The organism is Puniceicoccaceae bacterium (genome assembly GCA_040224245.1).
Lineage (GTDB): Bacteria > Verrucomicrobiota > Verrucomicrobiia > Opitutales > JAFGAQ01 > JAKSBQ01.
Window position 1 is genome coordinate 40,809 of the sequence record JBEGIR010000018.1, and the last position, 25,853, is coordinate 66,661.

The window sequence follows — 25,853 nt, forward strand, 5'->3', positions numbered from 1 at the left end:
AGAACGTGAGAGTCGTCGATCAGATTGCGTGCTCCGAGTCGATGTCACGGAAATCCTCTCCCAGTTCGGCACCCAGCGTATCGATCTTGAGATGACGATACTGCGGAAGTCCGGTTCCGGCAGGGATCAGGTTCCCCATGATGACATTCTCCTTGAAGCCCTTGAGTCGATCGATCTTACCCAACGTCGAGGCATCGGTGAGCACCCGTGTTGTTTCCTGGAAGGAAGCGGCCGAGATGAAACTTTCGGTCTCAATCGAAGCCTTGGTGATTCCGAGCAGCAACGGTTCAGCTTCGGCGGGTTTACCCCCCGCTTCCACAATGGCCTCATTGATGTCCATGAACTCATAGCGGTCCACTTGCTCACCCCAGAAGTATTCCGAATCACCCGGATCGGTGATGCGAACCTTGCAGAGCATGCGTGAGAGGATGGTTTCGATGTGCTTGTCGTTGATCGAAACCCCCTGCAAGCGGTAAACCTTCTGAATTTCCGACAAGAGGTATTCCTGAACTGCGTTGGGTCCGAGAATCTCCAGAATTTCGTGCGGATCTGCGGCACCTTCGGTCAAGTGCTGACCACGAGTCACCAAGTCTCCCGGCTGCACAATCATGTGCTTACCGTGAGGGATGAGGTGTTCCTCACGCTCATTGGTGTCCGAATCCTCAACGATGAGGCGACGCTTTCCGCGCACGGTTCCCTCGAGCGATACAATGCCATCGATCTTGGCCATTTCAGCGGCTTCTTTCGGACGACGTCCTTCAAAAAGCTCCGCAACTCGCGGAAGTCCACCCGTGATGTCCTGTGTCTTCGAAGCTTGCCGTGGAGTTTTCGCCAGCAGAGCACCCAGCTCGATGATGTCGCCTTCGTTCACGGCAACCTGAGCACCGGTCGGGATGCTGTAGGTTGCCACAAGGGTACCCTTATCGTCGCGGATTTGCACCTGCGGATTCAAGTCTTCCTTGTGCTCCGTCACCGTCGTTGCGATGCGACCCGTGGACTCGTCAATATCCCGTTTAACGGTTACTCCCGGAATCATGTCGTGGAAGGAAATGATCCCTTCCTTTTCCGAAATAATCGGGATGTTGTGGGGATCCCAAACAGCGAGGCGCTCTCCTTCCTTGATCATGTCGCCATCATCAAATCGGATCACAGATCCCACAACGATCTTGTAGTTCTCAAGTTCATTGTCGTTTTCATCGAGGATCACCACCGAACCCGTCTTGTTGGTCACAATGCGGGCACCGTCCTTGATTTTCACCGAACGCAAGTCTTTGGAGAAGCGAACCTTACCTGCATAACGCACCCGAATTTCCGGGTTTTTGAGTACCTGACTCGCGATTCCTCCGATGTGGAAAGTACGCATGGTCAGCTGAGTTCCGGGTTCACCGATCGACTGCGCGGCAACAATACCGATCGCACTTCCGATCTCGACAAGTTCGTTCGTAGCCGGGTCAATTCCGTATTCCTTTGCCGTAATGCCATTGCGACGACGAGAGGTCAGCGGAGACATCACTTTGACGCGATCCACGCCCATGGCTTCAATGCGTTTTGCAGCGAGTTCATCCACCATCTCCCCAGCAGCCACGATGACTTCAGAGGGATCCAACGGGTTGCGAATGTCTTCACAGACAAAGCGACCAACGATGCGATCCGAGAGGCTCACGACCTCATCATCCCCGTCCATGATGGCTTCCTTCCAGACTCCATTGCGGTTTCCATCATCGATCTCGGAGATCACCACATCCATGGCCACGTCACAAAGCTTACGCGTCAGGTATCCCGCATCCGCCGTCTTCAGTGCGGTATCGGCCAATCCCTTTCGAGCACCGTGAGTGGAGATGAAGTATTCCAAAACTGAAAGCCCTTCACGGAAAGAAGCAATAATCGGACGCTCAATGATTTCGCCCGACGGTTTGGCCATCAGTCCGCGAATACCACACAACTGGCGAACCTGCTGACGGTTACCGCGTGCACCCGAGTCCATCATGATATAGACCGGATTGATCTCGTCGCGTCCCTTGTTTTCCTGCAGGTTACGGAATACCTCCTTGGCAATCTCGTCGGTCGCCTTGGTCCAGGCTTCCACAATCTTGTTGTAGCGTTCGCCTGGGGTGATGACACCCATGCGATACTGATTGTCTACCTCGTCAATGCGCTTGCGAGCGGACTGCACAATCGCCGGCTTGGAATCAGGGATAATCATATCGTCGATTCCAATGGAAATCCCCGCCTTGGTTGCCATGCGGAAACCCATTTCCTTGAGTTCGTCGAGCACCACAATGGTGCGCTCGGTTCCCACGGCACGATAGGTTTCCAGAATCAGGTCACCCAGTTTGCCCTTGGCAACCGGGAAATTCACATAGCCGATTTCTTCCGGCCAAATGGTGTTGAACATCACACGTCCCACAGTCGTGCGCAGAACCTTGCGCTCACTGTTTCCAAAAGCCGTGTTTTCGTTCCCATAGTCCGGATTGCGAATTTCAATCCAGTCGTGCTTCTTCAACACTCCATCCGCCTCTGCGAGCATGACTTCCTCAATCGATCCCAGCAATGGAATGTGACGTCCGGGTTCCGGCTTCTGCTGAGGCTCAAAGGTAAGATAGTAGGATGCCAATACGATGTCCTGAGACGGGGTCAGAATCGGTTTTCCACTCGAGGGCGAGAAGATGTTGCTCGTCGCCATCATCAGCAGTTTTGCCTCCATGACCGCCTCAAGGGAGAGCGGTACGTGTACCGCCATCTGGTCACCGTCAAAGTCCGCGTTGTATGGAGTACAGACCAACGGGTGAACGCGGATCGCATTTCCTTCAATCAAGACGGGTTCAAACGCCTGGATGGAGAGTCGGTGCAATGTTGGGGCGCGATTCAGCAGAACCGGGTGTCCCTTCGTCACTTCTTCGAGGATGTCCCACACTTCCGGTGAACGTTTTTCAATCATCTTGCGCGCACCCCGAACCGTGTGAACAAAACCCAGTTCCTTCAGGCGACGGATGATGAACGGTTCAAACAGTACCAGCGCCATCTTTTTGGGAAGTCCGCACTGGTTCAGCTTGAGGTCCGGACCGATGACGATCACGGAACGACCCGAATAGTCCACACGCTTTCCGAGCAGATTCTGACGGAAGCGTCCCTGCTTGCCCTTCAGCATGTCACTGAGCGACTTCAGCGGGCGATTACCGGCACCGGTAATGGCACGGCCATGACGGCCATTGTCGAAGAGTGCATCCACCGACTCCTGAAGCATGCGCTTCTCATTGTGAATGATCACATCCGGAGTTTTCAGCTGCAGCAGGTTCTTCAACCGGTTGTTACGGTTGATCACACGACGGTAAAGGTCATTCAGGTCGGAAGTTGCAAAACGGCCTCCTTCCAGTGGAACCAACGGACGCAGATCCGGTGGGATCACCGGAAGCACTTCGAGCACCATCCATTCCGGGCGTGAACCCGATGTCATGAAGCCCTGAATCACTTTCAGACGCTTAGCGACCTTCTTCTTGATCTGTTTGGAACGCGTGGCGTGCATCTGCTCGTGCAATTCCTCAACCATGGATTCAAGGTCCAGACTCGCAAGCACATCGCGGATCGCTTCAGCCCCCATCTTTGCGGTGAAGGCATCGTATCCGTATTCGTCCTGTGCCTGCAGGAACTCCTGCTCGGTCAGCAACTGCTTGGCCTCCAGCGGAGTCTTGCCCGGATCGGTGACCATGTAATTCTCGTAATAGATCACCCGCTCGAGATTACGCGCTGTCACATCCAGCATCAAGCCGATGCGGCTGGGCATGCTTTTCAGGAACCAGATGTGGGTAACCGGTACTGCAAGTTCGATATGACCCATGCGTTCCCGACGAACCCGTGCCACCGTACACTCAATGCCGGTGCGCTCATCAATCATGCCCTTGTATTTGATCCCCTTGTACTTGCCGGCCTCGTAGTCGCGAACAGGTCCGAAGATGCGTTCGCAGAACAGTCCACCCGGTTCGGGCTTGAACGTGCGGTAGTTGATTGTTTCCGGGTTCTTGACTTCCCCACGCGACCACTCACGGATCGTGTCCGGAGAGGCGATCGAAATTGCAACGCTTTTGAGCGAACGGTCCTTTTCCAAACCGAGAGTTTCAGTTAATTCTTGGGTGCTCATACTTTAAATCTTTCGTTTCGGTTGGGTGAATCAGCTGTTGAAATCGAAATCGTCCTGTTCCAGGCGAATGTCGAGACACAGACCTTGAATTTCCTTCATCAAGACGTTGAAGGACTGCGGTGTGCCTGCAACCAAGCTGCGGTCACCCTTGACGAGGGACTCGTAAATCTTGGTTCGACCCTGAACGTCATCCGACTTCACGGTGAGCAGTTCCTGCAACATGTAGGCCGCTCCATAAGCTTCCAGTGCCCAAACCTCCATTTCTCCAAGACGCTGGCCACCATACTGTGCTTTTCCGCCCAGAGGTTGCTGCGTGATAAGACTGTAGGGACCCACCGCACGGGCGTGGATTTTCTCCGCGACCAGGTGGTTGAGCTTCAGCATGTAGATGTAGCCGACGACCACGCGTTGGTCCAGGCGTTCTCCAGTGCGTCCGTCGTAGAGATAGGCCTTACCACTTTCGGGCAGCCCCGCATCGATGAGATACTGGCGCACATCCTTTTCGGAAATACCGTCAAAGACCGGTGTGGCAACCTTGATGCCAAGCTTTTTACAGGCCCAGCCCAAGTGAGTTTCCAGAACCTGCCCCACGTTCATGCGGGAGGGAACTCCCAGTGGATTGAGGCAGATCTCGATCGGCGTACCATCCTCAAGGTAAGGCATGTCTTCCTCCGGAACAATGCGTGCAATCACACCCTTGTTCCCGTGACGGCCCGCCATTTTGTCACCGACTTCAATCTTGCGCTTGGTGGCAACATAGACCTTCACGTTTTTGATCACGCCCTGATCCACACTGTCCCCACGCTCGACCGAATCGATTTTGCGTTCCCGCTCCCGATCCAGTTCATCAAACTTGCTCTGGAAGTTGCGCACAATTTCCATCACCTTAATGCGAACCGGCGAGGGATCGATTTCGATGTGTTTGGAGACTGCGGCCAGACGACGCAGAAGCGTTTTGGTGATCTTGCGATTGGCCGGAATGATGATCTCACCGGTGTCTGAATTGCGAACATCCAGAGGAATTTTTTCACCGAGCAGAATGTTGGAAAGCGACTCAGTCAGTTCCTCACGCTTTTTGTCTGCCTGCGAACGATACTCTTCGTTGATCTTCTTGATCTGACGACGACGATCCGAGGGTGACAGCTTTTCAAGCTCACCATCCACGCGACTGGAAACCTTGACATCCATTACGATGCCCGTAACGCCTGACGGAACCGTGAGCGAGGAGTCCTTCACGTCCGCAGCCTTCTCACCAAAGATGGCGCGCAGCAGTTTCTCCTCCGGTGCCAGTTCGGTTTCACTCTTCGGCGTGATCTTACCCACGAGGATATCTCCGGGTTTGACCTCCGCACCCACGCGGATCACCCCATCGTGGTTGAGGTTTTTGAGAGCCTCTTCCCCAACATTGGGAATATCATAGGTGATTTCCTCAGGTCCGAGCTTGGTGTCACGAGCCGTGACTTCAAATTCCTCAATGTGAATCGAGGTGTAGACGTCATCCTTGATCATCTTTTCGCTGAGCAGGATGGCGTCCTCGAAGTTATACCCGTTCCAGGGCATGAAGGCAACCAGTACGTTGCGTCCCAGTGCCAGTTCTCCCTGATCTGTTGCCGCCCCATCAGCGAGCACATCATCTTTCTTAACGGGCTGGCCCTTCTGGACAACGGGCTTCTGGTTAAAACAGGTGCCCGCGTTGGAACGCATGAACTTGCGCAGTTCATACACATAAATTCCCTTTTTCGGATCACTCTTCGACTTGCGGTCAAAGTGCTTTGGCAGCGATCCATCTTCGGTGATAACGATGCGGCGTGCATCCACACTGGCAACCACCCCATCGATATCAGAAAGAATGATGGCCTTGGAGTCCCTCGCAACAATGTGCTCAATGCCCGTGCCGACCAGCGGCGCTTCGGTCTTGAGCAGTGGAACACCCTGGCGCTGCATGTTCGAACCCATCAGTGCGCGATTGGCGTCATCGTGCTCCAGGAAGGGAATGCTTCCCGCCGCAATGGAAACCAGCTGCTTTGGAGAAACGTCCATGTAGTGAACCTTGTCACCCGTCGTTTCAAAAACCTCATCGCGATGACGGCAGGTGACTTTCCCAATGAAGCGTCCCTTTTCGTCGAGTTCTGAATTCGCCTGAGCGATGGTGTAGGGTTCCTCCTGGTCTGCATTGACGTATTCCACTTCATCGAGAACACGTCCATCCACCACCTTGCGGTAGGGGGTTTCAATAAATCCGAATTCGTTTACCCGCGCATAGGTGCTGAACGAATTGATCAAACCGATGTTGGGACCTTCCGGAGTTTCAATTGGACAGATTCGACCGTAGTGGGATGTGTGAACGTCGCGAACCTCAAATCCGGCACGCTCACGATTCAACCCTCCCGGTCCAAGTGCCGAAAGTCGACGCTTGTGAGTCAACTCCGCCAATGGATTAATTTGATCCATGAACTGGCTCAACTGGCTGCGTGCAAAGAAATCACGGATCACTGTGGTCAAGGCCTTCGCATTGATCAGCTTCTGAGGCGTGATCGTGTCGATGCTCTGATCAAACAGCGTCATGCGCTCACGCACCAACCGTTCCGTGCGCGCAAGTCCGAGGCGGCACTGGTTGGCCAGCAACTCGCCAACCGTGCGGATGCGGCGGCTACCGAGGTGGTCGATGTCATCCACATATCCATCACCCCGCTTCAAACGGGTAAGGTACTTGGTGGACTCCACGATATCCTCCACATTGACCGTGCGGGTTTCCAAGGATGTCTCTAGGCGAAGCTTCTGATTGATTTTGTATCGACCCACTCGACCCAAGTCGTAGCGCTTGGGGTCCTGAAACAGGCGCTTGAGCAGTGCCTTGGCATTTGCAACTGTCGGTGGCTCCCCTGGGCGCAGACGCTTGTAAATGTCCTTGAGTGCTTCTTCCTCGTTGCGAGTGGGGTCCTTCTTCAGGCAGCGAATGATAACACCATCATCAATCGTGGTGTCGATCACCCGAACCGTCCCAATTGCAGCGCGGTCAAATGACCGGATGATGGTTTTGGTCAGCGGTTCAAAAGCGCGGGCGAGCACAACGCCTTTTTCCGCGTCAACAATATCCTCCACCAGCACAAAGTTCGACACATTGTCGAGCTTCAGTGCCTCGGACACTTCCATGTCCTGGAGTTCATAAAAGAGATTGAGAATGTCGAAATCCGAACTGTATCCGAAAGCACGCAACAACGTCGTGATCAGAAACTTGCGGCGACGGCGACGGCGGTCGAGATAAACATAGAGCAAGTCATTCTGGTCGAATTGCACTTCGAGCCAGGTGCCGCGATCCGGGATGATGCGGAAGGAATACAAAATCTTTCCACTGGTGTGCGTTGCCTCTTCAAAACAAAGTCCCGGAGAGCGGTGCAGTTGATTCACAACCACGCGTTCCGCACCATTGATGATGAAACTGCCGCGTTCGGTCATCATGGGCAGTTCACCCATGTAGATCTCCTCATCCTTGATCTGGTCTTCTTCCTGAAGGCGCAGCTTTACATGCAGCGCGATGGAATAGGTGATGCCTTCACGGATGCAATCGATTTCCGAGTGCGGTGATGGCGTCAGCCGGTATTCCAGGAACTGGAGCACACAACGACCATCATAACTCTCGATCGGGAAAACCTCCTGAAAGACCGCCTGCAACCCATTGGTGCTTCGTTGGGATGGTGGCACATCCGCCTGAAGAAATTCCTCAAAGGAATGGGTCTGATGCTCGATCAGATTGGGTGGCTGGATGACTTCTTTAATTCTTCCGAAGCTTTTACGAACACTCATGGTATGGATTTCTTAAAAATAAGAGTTGGACGGTAATCAGGGAGAGGATTGAAAACGACGAAAGCCAGTGTTGGAGCACCTTAAGTCTCCAACACTGGTTTCGGAAAGACAGATTTTGAATAAGAATAAGCCAATGCTTACTTGATCTCGACTTCTGCGCCAGCAGCTTCGAGCTTCTTCTTGATGTCTTCTGCGTCGTCCTTGGTGGTCGCTTCCTTCAGCGGCTTGGGAGCACCTTCGACGAGGTCTTTTGCTTCCTTAAGGCCGAGACCCGTGATGCCACGGACTTCCTTAATGACAGCGATCTTGTTGCTTCCGAAGCTCTTGAGGATGACGTCAAATTCCGTCTTTTCCTCAGCAGCGGCTTCATCCGCACCTGCAGCAGCAGCACCAGGAGCAGCGGCAACAGCGACCGGTGCCGCAGCACTGACGCCCCACTTCTCCTCGAGATCTTTAACCAGTCCTGCGATTTCCAGCACGGACTGTGAGCTTAACCATTCGATTACTTGTTCTTTAGTGATATCAGCCATTTTGTCTCCTTGCCCTGTTAGCGCTTATCAGCATTTAAGAGTGAAACCCCTAACGCGGGCGTTAAGATTAATGTAGTGTGATTGAAAATTCGGGTTGCAACCGCCTCAAGCGGCTTCGTTCTTGTCGGCATAGGCCTTGAGCACGGTAACCACCGCCTGTGGCACTGCGTTGATAACACCCACAAACTGAGTTGCCGGCGTATTGAGCAGTCCCATGAACTGCGCGCGAAGCGCATCCAGTGAGGGCAGCTTGGAAAGTTCGTCAACTTCATCTGCGGAGAGTAAGCGTGGACCGAGGGCGCCGCCCTTCACATCCACCTTGTCTTTCTCCTTGTGGAACTTCTTCAGAATCTTCGCAACTTCCGATGGATTCTTTCCACCCGAAACAATGGCAATCTGCCCGTCGAGCATCTCATCCAGCTCGGGAAGATCCAATTGCTTCACTGCCTGTTGCAGAATCGTGTTTTTCACCACGTGGAACTCTGCTTCCTGCTCGGCCAGGCGAGCACGCAAGTCTGCGGTTTCCGCAACGGTGATCCGAAAATAGTTCGTCAGAAAAAGGTAATCAGACTCCTTGAGCCGATTGGTGACTTCTTCGACCAGGTATTGTTTTTCAGGTCTCATGATTTCGTTGTTTGATCGGTTCTCGGTTTCCGGTTAAGCACTGATCGCAGTGACTTCACTGCCGAGAATGCGAACTCCCGGACTCATCGTGGAACTGATGGTGACGTTCTTGATGAATTTGCCCTTTACCGTTTCAGGTTTGGACTTCACCAGTGTCGAAAGCGCTTCCTTCGCGTTCTCAGTCAAATTCTCCTTTGAAAAGGATCGCTTGCCGACGACGATGGAGACGTTCGCAGACTTGTCCATCTTGAACTCGACTCGCCCTGCTTTGACCGCAGTAATGGCTGCGGCCACATCATCTGTAACCGTTCCAGACTTGGGATTTGGCATCAATCCACGCGGACCGAGTACGCGTGCTACCGGACGAACCTTTGCCATCGCCGAAGTCGTGGCAACCGCGACATCAAAATCGAGCCACCCCTCCTGAATCTTTGCGATCAAATCGTCCAGACCAGCAACGTCCGCACCCGCGTCAAGCGCTTCCTGCGGGTTCTCGGTGAACACAATCACCGATACCTTCTTTCCACTACCGTGTGGCAGGCTGACGGTTCCGCGAACCATTTGATTGCTCTGTTTCGGATCCACCGCAAGCGAAGCCGAAACCTCAACGGTCTCATCAAACTTTGCAGCTGGAAATTTTTGAAGAATTTCGATTGCCTGATCCAACGTGTAGGTTGCTTCGAGATTGGCAATTTCGTGTGCCTTTTGCAGGCGTTTACTCATCTTGGCCATATGACAGTCCTCGCTAACGGTTAGTCGATCACTTCGAGGCCCATGCTGCGGGCCGTTCCCATGATGATTTTCATGGCCTGTTCGGGATCGGATGCATTGAGATCCTTTTTCTTGGTCTCAACAATCTCTGCGATCTGTTTACGGGTTACCTTTCCGACTTTATCCCGGTTGGGAATCGGAGACCCCTTTGCAATGCCGGCTGCCTTTTTCAGCAGCACTGCAGCCGGAGGTGACTTCAGGATGAAACTGAAAGATCGGTCAGCGTATACGCTGATCACGACCGGTAGAATCAAGCCTGCCTGGTCCTTCGTTCTTGCGTTAAAATCCTTACAGAAAGCCATGATATTGACTCCCTGCGCACCTAGTGCCGGTCCAACCGGTGGTGCCGGATTTGCGGCACCAGCGGGTAGCTGGAGCCGAATTTGTCCTACAACTTTTTTTGCCATGGATGGTTTATTCCTCTAGCTTTTCAACTTGCCAGTACTCGAGTTCTACTGGAGTGAAACGCCCAAATATGGAAACTGAAACCTTCAGTTTGCCATGCTCCGGATCCATTTCGTCCACCTTTCCGGTGAGATCGACAAAGGGTCCGTCGACAATTTTTACTTCTTCGCCCACTTCAAACTCGACCTTGGGCTTTTCTTTGCCTTGTGAGTCCTCGACTTGCTTGAGGATGCGATCAATCTCTTCCGTCTTAAGCGGAACGGGGTTTTCACCTCCGACAAAATTGATCACTCCCTGGGCGTCGCGCACAAAGTACCATGCCTTCTGGTTCAACTTCCCTTCATCATCATACAACTTCATGTGTACAAAGATGTAACCTGGGTAGAACCGGCGGACACGTTGGGTTTTCTTACCGTTTTTTACCTCACTTACCACTTCCGTGGGCATGAGTACATCGAACACATAGTCACCCATCTCCTCGATTTCGATAAACTTGTCCAGATAGGTTTTGGCCTTCGCTTCCTGATTGGAAAGCGTCTGCACAGCATACCAAGCTGGTCCGTTCTTTAATGATGCGTTCATGTGTGTTTCGATGCTGGAAGCTCGACTGATGTGGAATCTGCGATCAACGCACCAGGCCAGTGAAAAACTCAGCCCATTGATTCAACGAAAAGTCGGCAACCGTAATAAAGGTTCCTAAAATAACTACAGCGATCAACACGACGATGGTGTAGTCTTTGAGTTCTTTCCAGGTAGGCCAAGCGGACTTTTTGAGCTCCGTCATCATTTCACCATAGAAATGCCGGATCCCCCTGAAGAAACTTCCGATTTTTTTAAGCATACTTGTCCTGACTGGTATTCAATTTGAAAAATGGCGGGTGAAGAGGGATTCGAACCCCCAACTTGCGGTTTTGGAGACCGCTCCTCTACCAATTGAACTATTCACCCTGGATAACGAACGTGAGCCCAACCAATCATTGGATGGGCTCGTGTCCATAAAATCTGACGGCCGATCAGGCAATGACTTCCGTGATCTGACCCGCACCGATCGTGCGACCCCCTTCACGGATCGCAAAGCGCTGACCCTTTTCCATTGCGATCTTCTTTTGCAGATCGATCACAATCTTCAAGTTGTCGCCCGGCATTACCATTTCCACGCCTTCGGGAAGTTCGCAGATTCCGGTAACGTCAGCTGTTCCGAAGAAGAACTGGGGACGGTATCCCTTGAAGAACGGAGTGTGACGTCCACCTTCATCCTTGGTCAGAACGTAAATCTGTGCAGTGGCCTTGGTGTGAGGCTTGATGGAACCCGGCTTTGCAATCACGTGACCGCGCTGGATATCCTTCTTTTCAACACCGCGCAACAGCAGTCCAACATTGTCACCGGCCTGACCTTGGTCGAGCAGCTTGCGGAACATTTCCACACCAGTGCAGGTGGTCTTGCGGGTATCGCCCATTCCGACGATTTCCACTTCTTCACCAACCTTGACCACACCACGCTCAATACGACCAGTCGCAACCGTTCCACGACCTGTGATCGTGAACACGTCTTCCACCGACATCATGAAGGGCTTATCCGTGGCACGCTCAGGCTCAGGGATGTCCTTGTCGATCGCATCCATGAGGTTCTGAATGTCCTGCTTGCCGCGATCCTCAAGATTGAGCGCAGCCAGTGCCGAACCCCGAACGATTGTGATGTTGTCACCGTCGAACTCATACTTGCTGAGCAAGTCACGAATCTCCATTTCAACCAGCTCAAGAAGTTCCTCGTCATCGAGCAAGTCAACCTTGTTCAAGAATACCACGATGTTGGGAACACCCACCTGCTTTGCCAGAAGAATGTGCTCGCGGGTCTGAGGCATCGGACCATCGTCCGCACCAACCACCAGAATGGCACCATCCATCTGTGCTGCTCCCGTGATCATGTTCTTCACGAAGTCAGCGTGACCCGGACAGTCAACGTGGGCATAGTGACGGGTTTCAGATTCGTATTCCACGTGGGAAACAGCAATCGTCACGATCTTGGACGCGTCACGCACAGTTCCACCCTTGGCAATGTCGGCATACTTCTTGGCTTCTGCCAACCCCTTGGAGGATTGCACCGCCAGAATACCTGCCGTCAGCGTAGTTTTACCGTGGTCGATGTGTCCGATCGTTCCAACGTTGATGTGTGGTTTAGTTCTTTGGAATGTTTCCTTAGCCATGAATGGTCGTATGGAGTTTAAGTTTGATTTTGAAAAGAATTAACGTCGAAGCACTGGAGCCCACGAGCGGATTTGAACCGCCGACCTCGTCCTTACCAAGGACGCGCTCTGCCGACTGAGCTACATGGGCATCGTTATCCAACGCGTTTTTGTTAAAACTTCAGTTGATTGAAATAAGGATAAACTTCAAAAAATGAAATCCGATCTCCGGTCCGTCAAGACTAAATCCTGAAATTATTCGGGTTTGCACAACAATCACATCGGTTGATGCTCAAAGGTCATCAACCAACGCAAACGTTAACTCCGCAGAGGACACTGTCACCCCATCCACACTGCATGTGGCTGATGCGATGCCCATTCTTCCTCCACGATTTTTGAGCAGCTCTGCCCGGATGATCAGCTGATCGCCAGGAACGACCATTTTGCGAAACTTCACTTTGTCACAACTCATGAAGAGTGCGAGTTTCCCCTCCGCTCCAATGATATGCAACATGAGAATACCGGCTGCCTGGGCCATGGATTCCACCTGCAGAACACCTGGCATCACGGGTTTCCCCGGAAAGTGTCCATTAAAATAGGGTTCGTTGATCGTCACATTCTTAATCGCGGTAATCGTGGTTTCACCCATTTCGATCACACGATCAACAAGCAGAAAAGGATAACGGTGCGGCAGCTTTCGCATCACTGCCTGAATGTCCAGAACGGGAAGGGTTTTCTCCGATGAGTTTGCAGAAATATCGGTCACGGCTGTGTTGAGATGTGAGAGACTTAGGCGAGAAGTTCCGCCAGTTTTTGGGTCAGTTTCGAGTTGATCGCATGACCAGGCTTAATCGCCACAATATGGGCACGCAAAGGGCAACCGAGTAAGGCGATATCACCGATAATATCAAGTATTTTGTGACGAACAAATTCATCCTGGAAGCGCAGGGGTTCCTTGGAAAGGATGGTCTCTCCCTTAATGACGATAGCTGTGTCAATGCTTCCTCCCTTGATTTTGCCCTGCTGAACAAGGGGTTCAATATCCTCCGCAAAGGTAAAGGTGCGCGCGGGTGCAATCTGTTTCACATACTGCCCTGGATCCACATCCACGCTGAAATACTGCGTCATGCGACCTCGCTCATCGGCAAAAGTACAAGAGATGCGAAACCCCTCATGCGGCAATGCAATCAGGATGCGATCACCCTCCATCACACTCACCGGAGATTGCAGGGAAAGCAATTGTCTCGGGTTCGATTGCTGCACCATGCCTGCGGACTGAATCATCTCAACCAAGCGCTGGGCCGACCCATCAAAAATGGGAGGTTCACCACCGTCGAGTTCCACCACTGCATTGTCGACCGCAAGTCCATGAAGCGCACTCATGACGTGCTCCACAGTGGAAACCTTCGCCGCACCAGACTCGAGCGTTGTATTGCGCAGCAGGTCCGAAACATTCGACACTCGTGCCTTTACTTCCGGCTTGCCGGGCAGGTCCACCCGGCGAAACCGGATGCCTGTGTCCGGTTCTCCGGGCAGTATCGAAAGGTTCACGACTTCTCCCGTGTGAAGAGAAATTCCGGAGTCAGATACGGATTGGGCAAGAGTCTGTTGTGAAGTTGACATGGTTGCGTGCATGCGGGATCGGTCAATCGAACGGCACCCGTTCGTGAATTTGAAAGCCAAGTTGGGGATTCCCATACAGCTCTCGATTGCTAGCGTTGTATTCTACCTTCACTTTGCAAGGCAATTCTCGGAGATCCACCAGATGATAGGCCACAATCCGGTGATGGGAGTCATCCCTTTTTTCTATTTCAAAACCGGCAAGCAAATGAATCGCGCTCTCCGTTACTTTCGGATCCTCCGAAACGGAAAAATAGAACGTTCGCTGAGAAGACCTCAACGTGTGTGATGAAAAGGTCTTGACCTCCACATAAAAAGACTGCCCCTGCCATTGCATCCACAAGTCAGGATATCCACTCGACTGGCCGCGCCCCGAACGCGTCCTGGGTCGCTGGACCTGCGCACCCTGAGCATCAAGGGCCTCCATCAGCATCTGCTCAATTTGCAAGCCCACTTCATTCATGCGATCCACCTCAGGGGCACTGCGGTGAAATCGAATGCTCATTGCCTGAAGCGCCGAACGCATCATTTCACTGCCTTCGCCCGCCCAGGGAATGACCTTCAATCCATAATGCTCTACAATCAGTTCATGCAACAGGGCATCCGAAGGACCGGAGTCAGCATGTGCCGAAAGCGACACAAGCCACACACTCATAAGAACGGGGAGGAAGAAACGAGGCATCAATCCAGCAAACGGACCCTACGACAAATGTTCAAGGGGATAAATTCACTGCTCTTCTGTGCATCACGGAAGCAGCCATGCTTCACAGCACCTGTCCGCATCTCCCTCGATTCAGTCCATTTTCACAGGTTCTCCGATGCAAAAAAAGCGAAGTCATTGCCCGAATAGAGTTGGCTTTCCCTCACTTTACTGGATGGTTAGCTCAGCAATACCCCCCAGATAGGGCCAATTGCCGCTTTCCATTTTTCAATTTCATGAAATCAACACACCCAACTATCATCCAGGGAGGCATGGGCATCCATGTGTCCTCCTGGAAACTCGCGAGGGCCGTCGCTGAAACCGGTCAAATGGGCGTTGTCTCAGGGACCGCCATCGACACGATTGTCAGCCGCGTGCTGCAGCTTGGGGACACTGGAGGACATGTTCGCCGCGCCCTCGATCACTTCCCGTTCCGGGACATGGCGGAGCGAGTTAAGGATCGATTTTTCATTGCCGATGGGAAAGCCGAACACAAGCCCTTCAAGGGCATCGGCATGCCTCATCTGACCATGACCCGCGCGAGAGAAGAACTCTTGATCGTCGCCAACTATGTTGAGGTTTTTCTCGCACGCGAGGGACACCACGGAAAAATTGGGATCAACTATCTCGAAAAAATACAGATTCCTACCCTGCCCTCTCTTTTTGGGGCAATGTTGGCAGGCGTGCATGTGGTTTTGATGGGAGCAGGAATTCCAACCGCAATTCCGGGCGTTCTTGACGGATTGGCAGAAGGAAAAGCTGTCAGTCTCAAGATCTATGTCGAAGACAATCCGTCCAAGGATGAATATTTCGCCCACTTTGACCCTCAGGACTACATTGAAGGGGAGATGCCAGCCATTCAGCGCCCGGAGTTCTATGCCATCGTTTCGAGCGACATTGTGGCCAAAACCATGGAACGCAAAGCCTCCGGTTATGTTGATGGATACGTCGTCGAAAACTACTTTGCTGGTGGCCACAACGCTCCCCCGCGCAGAGACCGAACGCAGCCAGATGCCGCACCTGCCTACGGAGACAAGGATATGCCCGATCTCGAAAAAATTCGCCAGATCGGGAAGCCCTTCTGGCTGGCCGGACAGTTCACGACTCCTGAGAAATTGAAAGAAGCCTTGGCCGAAGGTGCCCAGGGAGTTCAAGTAGGAACTCCCTTTGCCTACTGTGATGAATCCGGCATGGACCGGGACATCAAGGACGAGGTCATTCGCCAGTCCGTTGCAGGGACCTTGCAAATCGATACCAACTTCACCGCATCACCAACTGGCTATCCATTCAAGATCGTCAGGCTCGCAGGAGAGCGATACACCTTTGAAGCACTTGAAACTCGCACACGCGTCTGCGACATGGGGTACCTTCGCACCGCCTATGTGAACCCCGAAGGAAACATCGGTTGGCGATGCCCTGCAGAACCCATTAAGGACTTCGTGAAAAAAGGTGGAACGGAAGCCGATGCTGCCGGACGAGCCTGTCTTTGCAACGGACTGGCATCCACAGTGGGATTCGGCCAACAGCGAAAGGATGGTGTGGAAATCCCGATTCTGACTTCGGGAGATGAAGTGCTGCACCTTGGCAATTTTGTGAAGCCGAACCAAACCCGATACACCGCAGCAGACGTGGTCAATTTTCTACTCAGCTGATCCCGTCCCCTGTGGGCCTGTTTCCTTGATCCGATCCCAGTTGTCCAACGCTTTCGCCAGCGGGCAACCCCCAACACCTGCTGGTTCACCCTTCCGGTAGTGCTGAAGCAGTTGCCGCGAAGAGCGTGCCAGTTGCTGGCGAATTTCCCGACGCCGTCCCTTCACATGCGGCACATGCATGTGATCATAGTCAGTGGTGTGGTGGCGCAACCACGCCAGTGTCGCCGCCTCGGCACGCTTTTCGATCGAAATCCGACGGGTTCGGGCGACAGTACCGCTCCCAACGGGAACAGCGTGTTCGCTGATCGCACGGGACAAACGATCCGCCAGGTCGGCATGTTCGCTTGCAAAACCGAGGAAATCACGCACTGCGGATTCAAAATCCTGCGCGTAGCGTTGCTGAGTCCGTTCTCGACGGCGCCGCGAGGCAAGCAGGCGTTCCTGATAGGCATCACCCTGCCGTGCTGCACGGACCTCGCTCCGCAGTCGATCCAGTGACCCGGCATCCGCCCAGAGTCCCAGGCTTTCAAACCTGCCCTTGCGCCACCGCTTCATGGACCAGCAGGGCAATGTCGCCTTCGCACGACGCGTCAACATCGCATCCCCGGGTTCCAACAACACCCAGCCTTCGGGAACGGCCATCACCTTTCCTTCCGGACTCAGGACGTGTCCGGGTTTTGGACAGGGACGAACTTCAAGACTCACAGGCATCTGTCCAAACTACGAATGGAGCGTCTCCTGCCAATGCGAATGTGAATGTCCTACCGTGATCTGCATTTGCCCAAAGCAACGTCAGGCCGAATGCGCATCTGAAAACTAGCACGAAGAATTTCCTTGCGAACCCGATCCGGATCTGTCCTGCTCTGCAAGCTTTGGCATTGCGGAACGTCCGCCAAAGGCCCCTGAACGTATACAGCGATGGTGTAGGTTTTGGAAAAAACTCCATCGCTTAGGCCGTGAATTGACGGCTGTATACTGATCATGATTGAAGCATTCCACGAACTGGACCTGCACCCGCAGATCCAAGAAAACCTGCGCAACAAGGGCTACACGACTCCGTCACCCATTCAGGCAAACGCCATCCCCCACATTCTGGAGGGGAAAGACCTGCTGGGTTGCGCACAGACTGGCACCGGAAAAACTGCGGCTTTTGCCATTCCGCTTTTGCATCGTCTCGCCGCGAAACCTGTTCGCCGCACACCTTACTCGACCCGAGTGCTGGTTCTGACGCCAACACGAGAGCTTGCTGCACAAATCGCAGACAACTTTGAAATCTACGGAAAGGGACTCCATCTCACCGTGACTCAGGTCTTTGGCGGAGTTGGCTTTGGTGCCCAGAAGATTGCGATGAAGAAAGGCACCGACATCCTGGTTGCCTGCCCGGGTCGCCTGCTCGACCTGCGTCAACAGGGATTTTACCAGGCCGACGCCATCGAATACCTCGTGCTTGATGAGGCTGACCGCATGCTCGACATGGGGTTTGCCAAAGAGGTGCAGCGCATCGTTGCCGACATTCCGAATCGCCGACAAACTGTTCTTTTCTCAGCCACAATGCCCAACTCCATCATGGCCTTGGCTTCTTCTCTGATGAAGCAACCTGTCGAGGTCAAAGTCGATCCGGTTTCTTCAACCGCAGAAAAGGTCGAACAGGATATTTGTTTTGTTCGCAAGAGGGAAAAGCGCAACCTGCTCAAGGTGCTGCTCCAGGGACAAAAGCAGCAGCCGGATTCACTTTGCCTGGTCTTTTCAAGGACCAAACACGGAGCCAATAAACTGGTCGGTGAACTCGACAAGGCCGGAGTAAGGGCCAACGCCATTCATGGAAACAAATCACAGGGAGCACGGCAACGCGCACTGGATGAGTTTAAAAGTGGTCGTACCCGGGTACTGGTAGCCACGGATGTCGCCGCTCGTGGCATTGATGTGAAAAATGTTACGCTGGTGGTGAACTTCGACATGCCAGTCGAACCCGAGGCATACGTGCACCGTATCGGACGCACTGCCCGGGCTGGAAAGAGCGGTCGCGCCCTTTCCTTCTGTTGCGAAGAGGAGTTCAAGGAACTTTCCCAAATTGAACGCCTGATCCAGCAATCCATTCGCATCGATGACGAACAGCCCTATCACGACGAATCCCTTGTCCAGGAGTATCAGTCGGGACGAGCAGGCAAGCATCGCGGACAGACCGCTGCTTCCGGGAATCGGGCGAAGCGAAATGGAAGGCAACCTTCCTCACGAGGACGCTCCCCACAACGCCGATTTCAACGTGGAGGCTACCGCACGGCGTAAGCCCGACAAAACCTCCCTTTTCAAACAGCATTCCGACAACCAAATTGCATCGGACTGTGCACGAAATATCGGTTGCAAAGCTGATCGGGATTTGCTTGACTCACGCGCTTCCGGATGAGCAGGGCCGTGCCTTGCTGCTCCCCCATCCGGCGAGATTGGTCTATAATCTAAACACACTACACATTAGTTCTGTTACCTATGAAAAAAACGATCCTGTTCATCGCATTGTTCGCATCTGCGACACTCGCCCAAGCATCGCTCTATGTCGGCGGTTCAGTCGGGTATCTTTCGGATGCGAAGGAACCCCTGTTTTCTGCCAGAGTGGGCTACCAAATTGGAGAATACGCAGGCATCCGTCACTCCATCGAGGGGGAAATTGGAGTGAGTTCCGCAGACTTTGGAATCTACGAAGTCGACATGCTGCCCCGCATGATCAATTACCGCGGTGAAATCGATATCGACGACACCTTCTTTGCCTATGCGGGAGCAGGTCTAGGCAGTGTAAAGATCGAAGTTGAATTTGCAGGTTTTGAGGGTGATGGAGATGGATTTGCCTGGCAGGTATTCGGAGGACTTGGAATGCGACTCACTGAACAGTTGAGCGCGATTGGCGGATTGCGCTTCATCGATGCAAGTGACATCAAAATCCGTGGAGAAACCGTTGGGGCCGACAACGACCTCGAGTTTGGAGTTGGCATGCAGTTTGTATTCTGATCCTGCTCCCTCATCATGTTCTATTGCAGCAACGTTGCGTTTCTCGCGACGTTGCTGCTTTTTTTTACAGTAGTGGTAGTATTGTATCAGCAGCCAGCCACGTAAACACTCCCCCTTGAAATTCCTCCCGTAACCGGATTTTCAAACTCAATACAATGGGCCTCCACCGTCTGGAATACTGCACCAAGCCGGGCCGTGAATGCTTCGTCAGTCTCTCCATCTGCCCATAGTCCGAACACACCTCCGGGCAGGATGTGTTTGCGCATCGCAGTCAGCCCCTGTTCGCTGTAAAATGATGCATTGCATGGGTGCAACCAATGACGGGGTGAATGGTCGATATCCAGCAATACCGCGTGCACACGACGTGAAGGTTCTCCAGGGAACCACTCGACGTTCGGATCAAGCACGCATGCAAAAAAATCAGCCTGTCGCAGATTGCACCTGGGATCACCACACAACTGTTCACCCAGAGGAACCCAAGCACGCTGGTGCCACGCAATCACGGGTTCAAGCATTTCGATTACAACCAAGCGATCCACCCTACCACTTTCAAGTGCTGCAGCTGCGGTATACCCCAACCCGAGTCCTCCCACAACAACGTCCAGCTTGCCCAAAGATTCTGAAACCTTCGACAGTGACAATTCGGCCAATTGGGTCTCCGCCTCATGAAACAAACTCGACATCAGAAAGTGCTCGCCCAACTTGACCTCGTAGATGTCAATCCCCGGCAACTGTGGCGACTGTCGCCAGCGCAACATCAAATCACCAAGTGGTGTCGGAACATAATCAAGCCCTCGATACAAGATTGCCATTTCGCTGAATACTGGATGAAAAAAGGGGCTGCGTGCGCAACTTCGCCTTCGCAGCCCCCAAAGGATCGGTGGAGATATTGAAATAGCCCTCAGGGCTGTTTCAAACCCTTGAGAAACCGGAAGAGATCACTGTCCGTCGAAAGAATGATCATGGTATCCTTCGAAAGCGTTGCCTCCAAGGTTTCCATACTCTTGATGAACTCGTAATACGCTTCCACATCCTCACCACTTCCATACGCTTGTGCATAGATGGCAGAGGCCTCCGCATCTGCAGCACCCATGATTTCCTGAACTTGTCGGTAGGCTTCGGACTGAATGTTGCGCAACTCACGGTCACGCTGTCCAAGAATACGGGCGGCTTCACCTTCACCTTCACTTCGAAAGCGGGCTGCGATTTGTTCGCGTTCACTGATCATGCGCTGAAAAATCTGTCGCTGAACGTTTTCATTGTAATTCAATCGCTTGATGCGCAGATCCAATAGCTCAATACCGAGACCTGTGAGCGTCGGCTGGGCACTTGCAACAATCATACGCTCGATCTGATCACGCCCCACAGAAATGTCTTCGAGTTTGCCGATCACGTCGGAATCCAACTGTTTCATCTGCTCATCCAGTCGCGCCTCCCGGTTTTCTGAACGAACGATTTCAAGCAAAACGTGGTTTGCGATCGCTTCACGCGCCGCACTGTCGAGCAGGTCATCCAATCGCGAAAGCGCGGTAGATTCGTTGCGCAAGCGCAAGAAGAACTGCTTCGGATCGGAAATTCTCCAGCGTGCATAAGAATCAATGCGGATGAACAACTTATCCTTGGTTGGTAATTCGCTGCTTTCTCCGTCCCAGGAAAGCACACGTCGATCCAGTTTATTCACTTTGTGGATGAACGGGGTGCGCCAATGCAGTCCCGCCTCGGTCACAGGTTCACCCTGAATTTCGCCGAACTGGGTGATGATCGCCTGTTCGGTTTCGTTCACGATGTACAGACTCTGCGAAAGCACGATGATGCCCAAAACGAGTACAACAACGGCAGCGATGAGGGTGTTTAAAAATCGGTTCATATCAAATAGGGGTCAAGATTCAGGGATTGTTTTCTCCAAGCTGGAGCAAGGGCAGGACCGATTGGGCCTCCTGGTCCACGATAATCTTTCGACCCATCTCGGGGAGCAAGCGCTGCATGGTTTCGAGATACATTCGTCGCTGCGTAACATCCGGTGCTTTGAGATACTCTTCGAGCATGGCGTTAAAGCGGTTGACGTCTCCCTTGCTTCGGTTCACTCGCTCAGTAGCGTAACCTCGCGCTTCTTCAATCTGCTGCTCCGCCTGCCCCCGTGCGCGCGGAACTGCCTGGTTGTACTGGGACTTCGCCTCGTTGATGAGACGCTCCCGCTGCTGCTGCGATTCATTGACCGCGTTGAACGATGGGGCAACCTGGGCAGGAGGACTGACGCTTTGAAGCACAACCTGATCAATGCTGATTCCCATACCATACTCATCCATGAGCATCTGCAAACGTTCCTGGGCACGCGCCTGCATGCTCTGGCGACCTACGGTGATGATTTCATCGACTGTGCGGTCTCCCACAACCTGTCGCATGACCGACTCGGACGCATCGCGCATGGTAGTCACCGGTTGACGAACGTTGAACAGAAATGCCTTGGGATCCTCGATTCGATACTGCACACTCCATTCGACTTCCGCAGCATTGAGATCACCCGTCACCATCAGGGATTCGGCAAGGTAACTCTGTGAATCATAGCGGGTAGGTCCACTCTGCTGCACATTTCGGGTGCGATAGCCAAACTCCTCCCGATGCTGTCTTCGAGTCGCAATGGGATAGGCCCTGTCGATTCCAAACGGGATTTTGAAATGCAGACCCGGATCCGCAATGGTGTGAAATTTCCCAAATCGCAACACGACCGCCTGCTCTTCCGACTGCACGGTGTAAAAGGAAGAGTATACCCCATACACCAGTGCCAGCCCCAGCACAATGGATGCTACCCGTGTGATCTGGGCCTTGGGGTTGATTGGTATGACAATTTCTTTAGACATGATAATCAGACTGAGGGTTATAACGCATGGCCCTACGCTAAACTGGACCTCAACGATTGCAATCGATATCGAAACAATCGAACTCGTCACTTGAAACGAAGCGCATTTTCACCCAGTTCCGAAATACTGCTTTTATTGCGACAACGTGGGCGATCCCGTCGTTGTATCCCGGGTGGCAGCATTGTCAAAGACCAGTCCGGTTTCGTTGATCACACATTGCTCCTGATAATCATCATAATCGGTATTTACGGACCAAAGGTCATGCTTTCGATAGCCGAGATCAATGTTCTCAGCAGCAAGCAAACCCATCAGGATGCTATGATCCTGATTGTTGTATTTGAAGGAACCGTATCGACCGATCGGAGTCAGATTTGTGATGGGTTCCAGATGACGAATGACTGTCTCAACATGCGCGGAATATCCGATCTCGTATATCGGATAGCATCGGGGAATGGGAATTACTTTTCCATCCAGCACATCAGCACCTTCGATCAGTCCCGTCTTGCGCAAATCCTGCTCCGCACGCCGGATCAGCATGGCAGGAGACTCAGACCACATCGCATCGTCATCATTGCACCAGTATTCCAGCGCAAGAATGGTACCGCTCTCATCACCATAAAGTCCGGGAACCCAGTTTCGAAAGTTGGTAATCCTTCCAAACCCAATACCTTCCGAATGGCAATAGAGCCACTGATCTGCAAACAGATCCTCACGATTAACTTTGAGATAAACCAGAATGGTATTGCGGTACCGCAACGCATCCAGAGCAGCCTTGAGATCTTCTGACAATTGCGTGAACAGTGAACGAACCATGAGCGTCAATGGCATCGTGGAAATGACCTCGTCTGCCGGAATGAAGGTGCCATTCTGCAACTCCACTCCCGATACCCGATCACCCTTGAGACACACCTTTGCAACCGGGCATTCCAGTTCGACTCGTCCCCCAGCGGCACGGACTGCCGTCGCCATGCGCTCATAGACCATTCCCGAACCTTCAATCGGATACGCAAAGCAATCCACCAACGTCTTGTGTTTGGTCTTGGACCATCCGAATGCGCTTTTGATGGCCTCTCCCATGGAAAACTTCTTGATGCGCTGTGCCGCAAAATCCTTATCCAGCTTCGTACAAGGGATTCCCCACAACTTCTCACTGTAGGTTTTGAAGAACATTTCGTAGAGCTTGCGTCCAAAGCGGGCGATCACCCAATCTTCAAAGGTCTGCTGTGATGAGTCGGTTTTGCGAAGCCAGGTTGCCATGTAACTCAAGACACACTGCAATGCTTTGAAGGGTCCCATCGTCAATAACGCATTTACGGGCTTGAGTGGATAATGATAAAACGCCCCATTGTGGTAAATTCGGGTCAGGCGATTTACCATCGCATAATCGCGCCCAAGCACCTCTAGCCAGACTGCATTGATGCGGGGATCCTTGCTGAAAAAACGATGAGGCCCCAAATCCACCTTCTGGTTCCAAAGTTCAACGGTTCGGGAAAGCCCTCCCACCTGGGAGGATGATTCCAGCACGCACACTTGATGACCACGTTTGGCAAGTTCGTACGCAGCTGTAATACCGGCGGGACCCGCTCCAATGATAACGACATTTTTGGACATGAGAATAGGAGATAGATACGCCCGCAAAACAGTTTGACTTCTGAATGATGGTGGGGACGCGTGGCAGTGAAATCCGTAAAATCACTTATGCTTCTGAATTGCCGATGCATTGGCAACTCCAAAGCGGTATTGGCATCCCTCCGATTGGTCTCTCCAGCAATGGCGCTCCCTCTCGCTTTGGAATCGACCCAAGCGACTATTGCGTTGACCGAAATTCAGCAAATGCACAGCTTTAAGACGATGGGCCAACGCCCGCATCGTCGTTTGTCATGTCAAATCTTGCATTAGAATCACCCTTCGAAATCGCTCCTGATGTCGCATCCTCCAGCGACGACTACGCAACCCGCTTCAATGGATCTGTGGGGCAGTGGTTTCTGAAAATTCAAAATCAAGGCACCCAACACCACCTCAAGACAGCCCAACCGTGCAGGGTCATCGACGTTGGAGGGGGGCATGGTCAATCCATCGAATTGTTGCTCGAACTCGGACATCAGGTCACGGTCACCGGAAGTCATTCATCCTGTTCCAGTCGACTCGAATCCTATCTCGCTTCAAATCGCATTCGATTTGAGATTTGCCCCCTTACTCAATTGCCATTTGCTGATGCCTCGCATGAGATTGTGATCAGTTACCGCATGTTGACACACCTTGAGGACTGGAAAGGGTTCATTGCCGAACTAACCCGTGTATCCAGTCACCGCGTGATTGTCGACTACCCTACACAACGCAGCTTCAACTGTTTGAACGACTGGCTGTTCAGTTGGAAAAAAGGAGTCGAACGCAATACACGACGCTATCATGTCTTCCGGGAGCAGGAAGTGATCGACGCATTCAAAGCAGAGGGCTTCCGTCTGCGCTCTCGCTACGCCCAGTTTGTGTTTCCCATGGCACTGCATCGCGCACATAAAATGAAATTCCTCGCTGAAGGGATTGAGGGCTTGTGCCGTCTGCTCGGACTGAGCCATCTTTTTGCGTCTCCCGTTATCAGTTGTTTCGAAAAATCACCCGTGCAATGAAGGCCATCGTCGACTTTCATGTTCACTTCTACCCGCAGTATGGAATCGAGTCCTATTTGCATGCCTTCTGTAACCGAACCCAACCACTGCTTGATGTCGATGACCACCAATGCCTTACGCTCATGTGCCTCGTGGAGCGTCAGGGACAATATGTCTTCAACCAACTTGAATCCGGACACATCACGCTCAATTCACCCTGGCAGGTAGCTCCACTGGAACCTGGTCGCAGTCTGAAGATATCCTGCAGGGATCACACCATGATTCTCATCGCAGGTCGCCAGTTTGTCACTGCCGAACGCATCGAGATGCTCTGCCTTGGCGTTGATCTTGACCAACCTGATGGTCTCAATTCCGAGCAACTGTTCGCATCCATTCAAGCCGCAAAGGGTCTTCCCGTCGTAGCGTGGGCTCCGGGAAAGTGGATGTTCAAACGCCGCCGCGTGGTGCAGGCCCTGCTCAATCATGCATCACCCCAACAAATCGCGCTCGGGGATACCTCACTACGCCCGAGATATTTCTCCGGTGGAACCGTCTTTTCCAAAGCACTGCGTAGTGGTTATGTGATTCTCCCCGGCTCTGATCCCCTTCCCTTTAGTGGTGAATCTACGAAAGTCGGTTCGTATTTTGGAATAACGGATCTCAATCCCGACACGCCTGCCGCCAGCCTGTGGGAACAATTCCACACCGGAACGCTGGTAGTACAACCCAGTCGGCGTCCCAACTCCATCCTGGGAGTCATGAACCGAATGATCGCACACACGCTCGCCAAACGATCTCAGAACTCCACTCAGTGAACTCCAAAAAAGAAGTCCTGTTTATCTGCTCCCAGCCGTTTTTCGAATGGAGAGGATCTCCCATCCGAGTCGGGTTTGACCTGATGGCTCTTACCCGGGCCGGGTGGTTGGTTCGCTTTCTCACAATTCCTCATGGCAAGACCCGTGAAA

General features: G+C 52.7%; 22 protein-coding genes and 2 tRNA genes. 5 read left to right on the forward strand and 19 right to left on the reverse strand.

The features are described 5' to 3' along the window. Nucleotides 1-19: 19 nt before the first annotated feature. The 14 genes from rpoC to ABQ298_03070 form a co-directional block, all read right to left on the reverse strand. Nucleotides 20-4,135 (reverse strand): DNA-directed RNA polymerase subunit beta', encoded by a 4,116-nt coding sequence (rpoC, locus tag ABQ298_03005; protein ID MEQ9823331.1) that lies wholly within the window; start codon nucleotides 4,133-4,135, stop codon nucleotides 20-22. A 30-nt stretch (nucleotides 4,136-4,165) separates the two neighbouring features. Beyond that, a complete protein-coding gene (gene rpoB / locus ABQ298_03010; protein ID MEQ9823332.1) occupies nucleotides 4,166-7,939 on the reverse strand; it encodes a DNA-directed RNA polymerase subunit beta in 3,774 nt (1,257 codons plus the stop codon). A gap of 137 nt (nucleotides 7,940-8,076) precedes the next feature. Then, complete coding sequence (rplL, locus tag ABQ298_03015; protein MEQ9823333.1) at nucleotides 8,077-8,469, reverse strand: 50S ribosomal protein L7/L12; 393 nt, start codon at nucleotides 8,467-8,469, stop codon at nucleotides 8,077-8,079. 105 nt (nucleotides 8,470-8,574) lie between these two features. Next, entirely contained in the window at nucleotides 8,575-9,093 is a 519-nt protein-coding gene (rplJ, locus tag ABQ298_03020) for a 50S ribosomal protein L10 (GenBank protein MEQ9823334.1), read from the reverse strand. Nucleotides 9,094-9,126: 33 nt separating this feature from the next. Continuing rightward, nucleotides 9,127-9,825 carry a 50S ribosomal protein L1 gene (gene rplA, locus ABQ298_03025; protein ID MEQ9823335.1) on the reverse strand — a complete coding sequence of 233 codons (699 nt, stop codon included), beginning with the start codon at nucleotides 9,823-9,825 and terminating at the stop codon, nucleotides 9,127-9,129. Nucleotides 9,826-9,845: 20 nt separating this feature from the next. Next, nucleotides 9,846-10,271, reverse strand: coding sequence for a 50S ribosomal protein L11 (gene rplK / locus ABQ298_03030; protein ID MEQ9823336.1), 426 nt, complete (start codon nucleotides 10,269-10,271; stop codon nucleotides 9,846-9,848). A 7-nt stretch (nucleotides 10,272-10,278) separates the two neighbouring features. Continuing rightward, nucleotides 10,279-10,851, reverse strand: coding sequence for a transcription termination/antitermination protein NusG (gene nusG / locus ABQ298_03035; GenBank protein MEQ9823337.1), 573 nt, complete (start codon nucleotides 10,849-10,851; stop codon nucleotides 10,279-10,281). 43 nt (nucleotides 10,852-10,894) lie between these two features. Further along, entirely contained in the window at nucleotides 10,895-11,110 is a 216-nt protein-coding gene (secE, locus tag ABQ298_03040; GenBank protein MEQ9823338.1) for a preprotein translocase subunit SecE, read from the reverse strand. A 31-nt stretch (nucleotides 11,111-11,141) separates the two neighbouring features. Beyond that, nucleotides 11,142-11,217, reverse strand: a tRNA-Trp gene (locus ABQ298_03045). Between the two features lie 65 nt (nucleotides 11,218-11,282). Next, the gene (gene tuf / locus ABQ298_03050; protein MEQ9823339.1) at nucleotides 11,283-12,473 is read right to left on the reverse strand and encodes an elongation factor Tu; all 1,191 of its coding nucleotides are present in this window, start codon (nucleotides 12,471-12,473) and stop codon (nucleotides 11,283-11,285) included. A 54-nt stretch (nucleotides 12,474-12,527) separates the two neighbouring features. After that, nucleotides 12,528-12,603, reverse strand: a tRNA-Thr gene (locus tag ABQ298_03055). Between the two features lie 141 nt (nucleotides 12,604-12,744). Beyond that, a complete protein-coding gene (gene fabZ / locus ABQ298_03060; GenBank protein ID MEQ9823340.1) occupies nucleotides 12,745-13,218 on the reverse strand; it encodes a 3-hydroxyacyl-ACP dehydratase FabZ in 474 nt (157 codons plus the stop codon). A gap of 23 nt (nucleotides 13,219-13,241) precedes the next feature. Next, entirely contained in the window at nucleotides 13,242-14,075 is an 834-nt protein-coding gene (lpxC, locus tag ABQ298_03065; GenBank protein ID MEQ9823341.1) for a UDP-3-O-acyl-N-acetylglucosamine deacetylase, read from the reverse strand. Between the two features lie 22 nt (nucleotides 14,076-14,097). Continuing rightward, entirely contained in the window at nucleotides 14,098-14,727 is a 630-nt protein-coding gene (locus ABQ298_03070; GenBank protein ID MEQ9823342.1) for a hypothetical protein, read from the reverse strand. A 281-nt stretch (nucleotides 14,728-15,008) separates the two neighbouring features. Between ABQ298_03070 and ABQ298_03075 the strand changes: the two genes are divergently transcribed. Then, nucleotides 15,009-16,424, forward strand: coding sequence for a nitronate monooxygenase (locus ABQ298_03075; GenBank protein ID MEQ9823343.1), 1,416 nt, complete (start codon nucleotides 15,009-15,011; stop codon nucleotides 16,422-16,424). Here the strand turns inward: ABQ298_03075 and ABQ298_03080 are convergent. Further along, entirely contained in the window at nucleotides 16,413-17,135 is a 723-nt protein-coding gene (locus tag ABQ298_03080) for a DUF2293 domain-containing protein (GenBank protein MEQ9823344.1), read from the reverse strand. The two genes, ABQ298_03075 and ABQ298_03080, sit on opposite strands and share 12 nt — an antisense overlap. 270 nt (nucleotides 17,136-17,405) lie before the next feature. Here ABQ298_03080 and ABQ298_03085 point away from each other — a divergent pair, with 270 nt between their 5' ends. Then, nucleotides 17,406-18,710, forward strand: coding sequence for a DEAD/DEAH box helicase (locus ABQ298_03085; GenBank protein ID MEQ9823345.1), 1,305 nt, complete (start codon nucleotides 17,406-17,408; stop codon nucleotides 18,708-18,710). 198 nt (nucleotides 18,711-18,908) lie between these two features. Next, on the forward strand, nucleotides 18,909-19,424 hold the full coding sequence (locus ABQ298_03090) for an outer membrane beta-barrel protein (GenBank protein MEQ9823346.1): 516 nt from the start codon (nucleotides 18,909-18,911) through the stop codon (nucleotides 19,422-19,424). 86 nt (nucleotides 19,425-19,510) lie between these two features. On the opposite strand, the gene ABQ298_03095 is transcribed toward ABQ298_03090, so the two are convergent. The 4 genes from ABQ298_03095 to ABQ298_03110 form a co-directional block, all read right to left on the reverse strand. Further along, nucleotides 19,511-20,236, reverse strand: a complete 726-nt coding sequence (locus tag ABQ298_03095; protein MEQ9823347.1) for a spermidine synthase — start codon at nucleotides 20,234-20,236, stop codon at nucleotides 19,511-19,513. Nucleotides 20,237-20,325: 89 nt separating this feature from the next. Beyond that, nucleotides 20,326-21,291, reverse strand: a complete 966-nt coding sequence (gene hflC / locus ABQ298_03100) for a protease modulator HflC (protein ID MEQ9823348.1) — start codon at nucleotides 21,289-21,291, stop codon at nucleotides 20,326-20,328. A gap of 19 nt (nucleotides 21,292-21,310) precedes the next feature. Next, entirely contained in the window at nucleotides 21,311-22,282 is a 972-nt protein-coding gene (hflK, locus tag ABQ298_03105; GenBank protein ID MEQ9823349.1) for an FtsH protease activity modulator HflK, read from the reverse strand. 132 nt (nucleotides 22,283-22,414) lie between these two features. After that, entirely contained in the window at nucleotides 22,415-23,893 is a 1,479-nt protein-coding gene (locus ABQ298_03110) for an FAD-dependent oxidoreductase (protein MEQ9823350.1), read from the reverse strand. 269 nt (nucleotides 23,894-24,162) lie between these two features. On the opposite strand from ABQ298_03110, the gene ABQ298_03115 reads away from it, so the two are divergent. Further along, complete coding sequence (locus ABQ298_03115) at nucleotides 24,163-24,909, forward strand: class I SAM-dependent methyltransferase (protein ID MEQ9823351.1); 747 nt, start codon at nucleotides 24,163-24,165, stop codon at nucleotides 24,907-24,909. Continuing rightward, nucleotides 24,906-25,703 carry a hypothetical protein gene (locus tag ABQ298_03120; protein MEQ9823352.1) on the forward strand — a complete coding sequence of 266 codons (798 nt, stop codon included), beginning with the start codon at nucleotides 24,906-24,908 and terminating at the stop codon, nucleotides 25,701-25,703. The genes ABQ298_03115 and ABQ298_03120 overlap by 4 nt, the downstream gene beginning before the upstream one ends. Nucleotides 25,704-25,853: the final 150 nt, after the last annotated feature.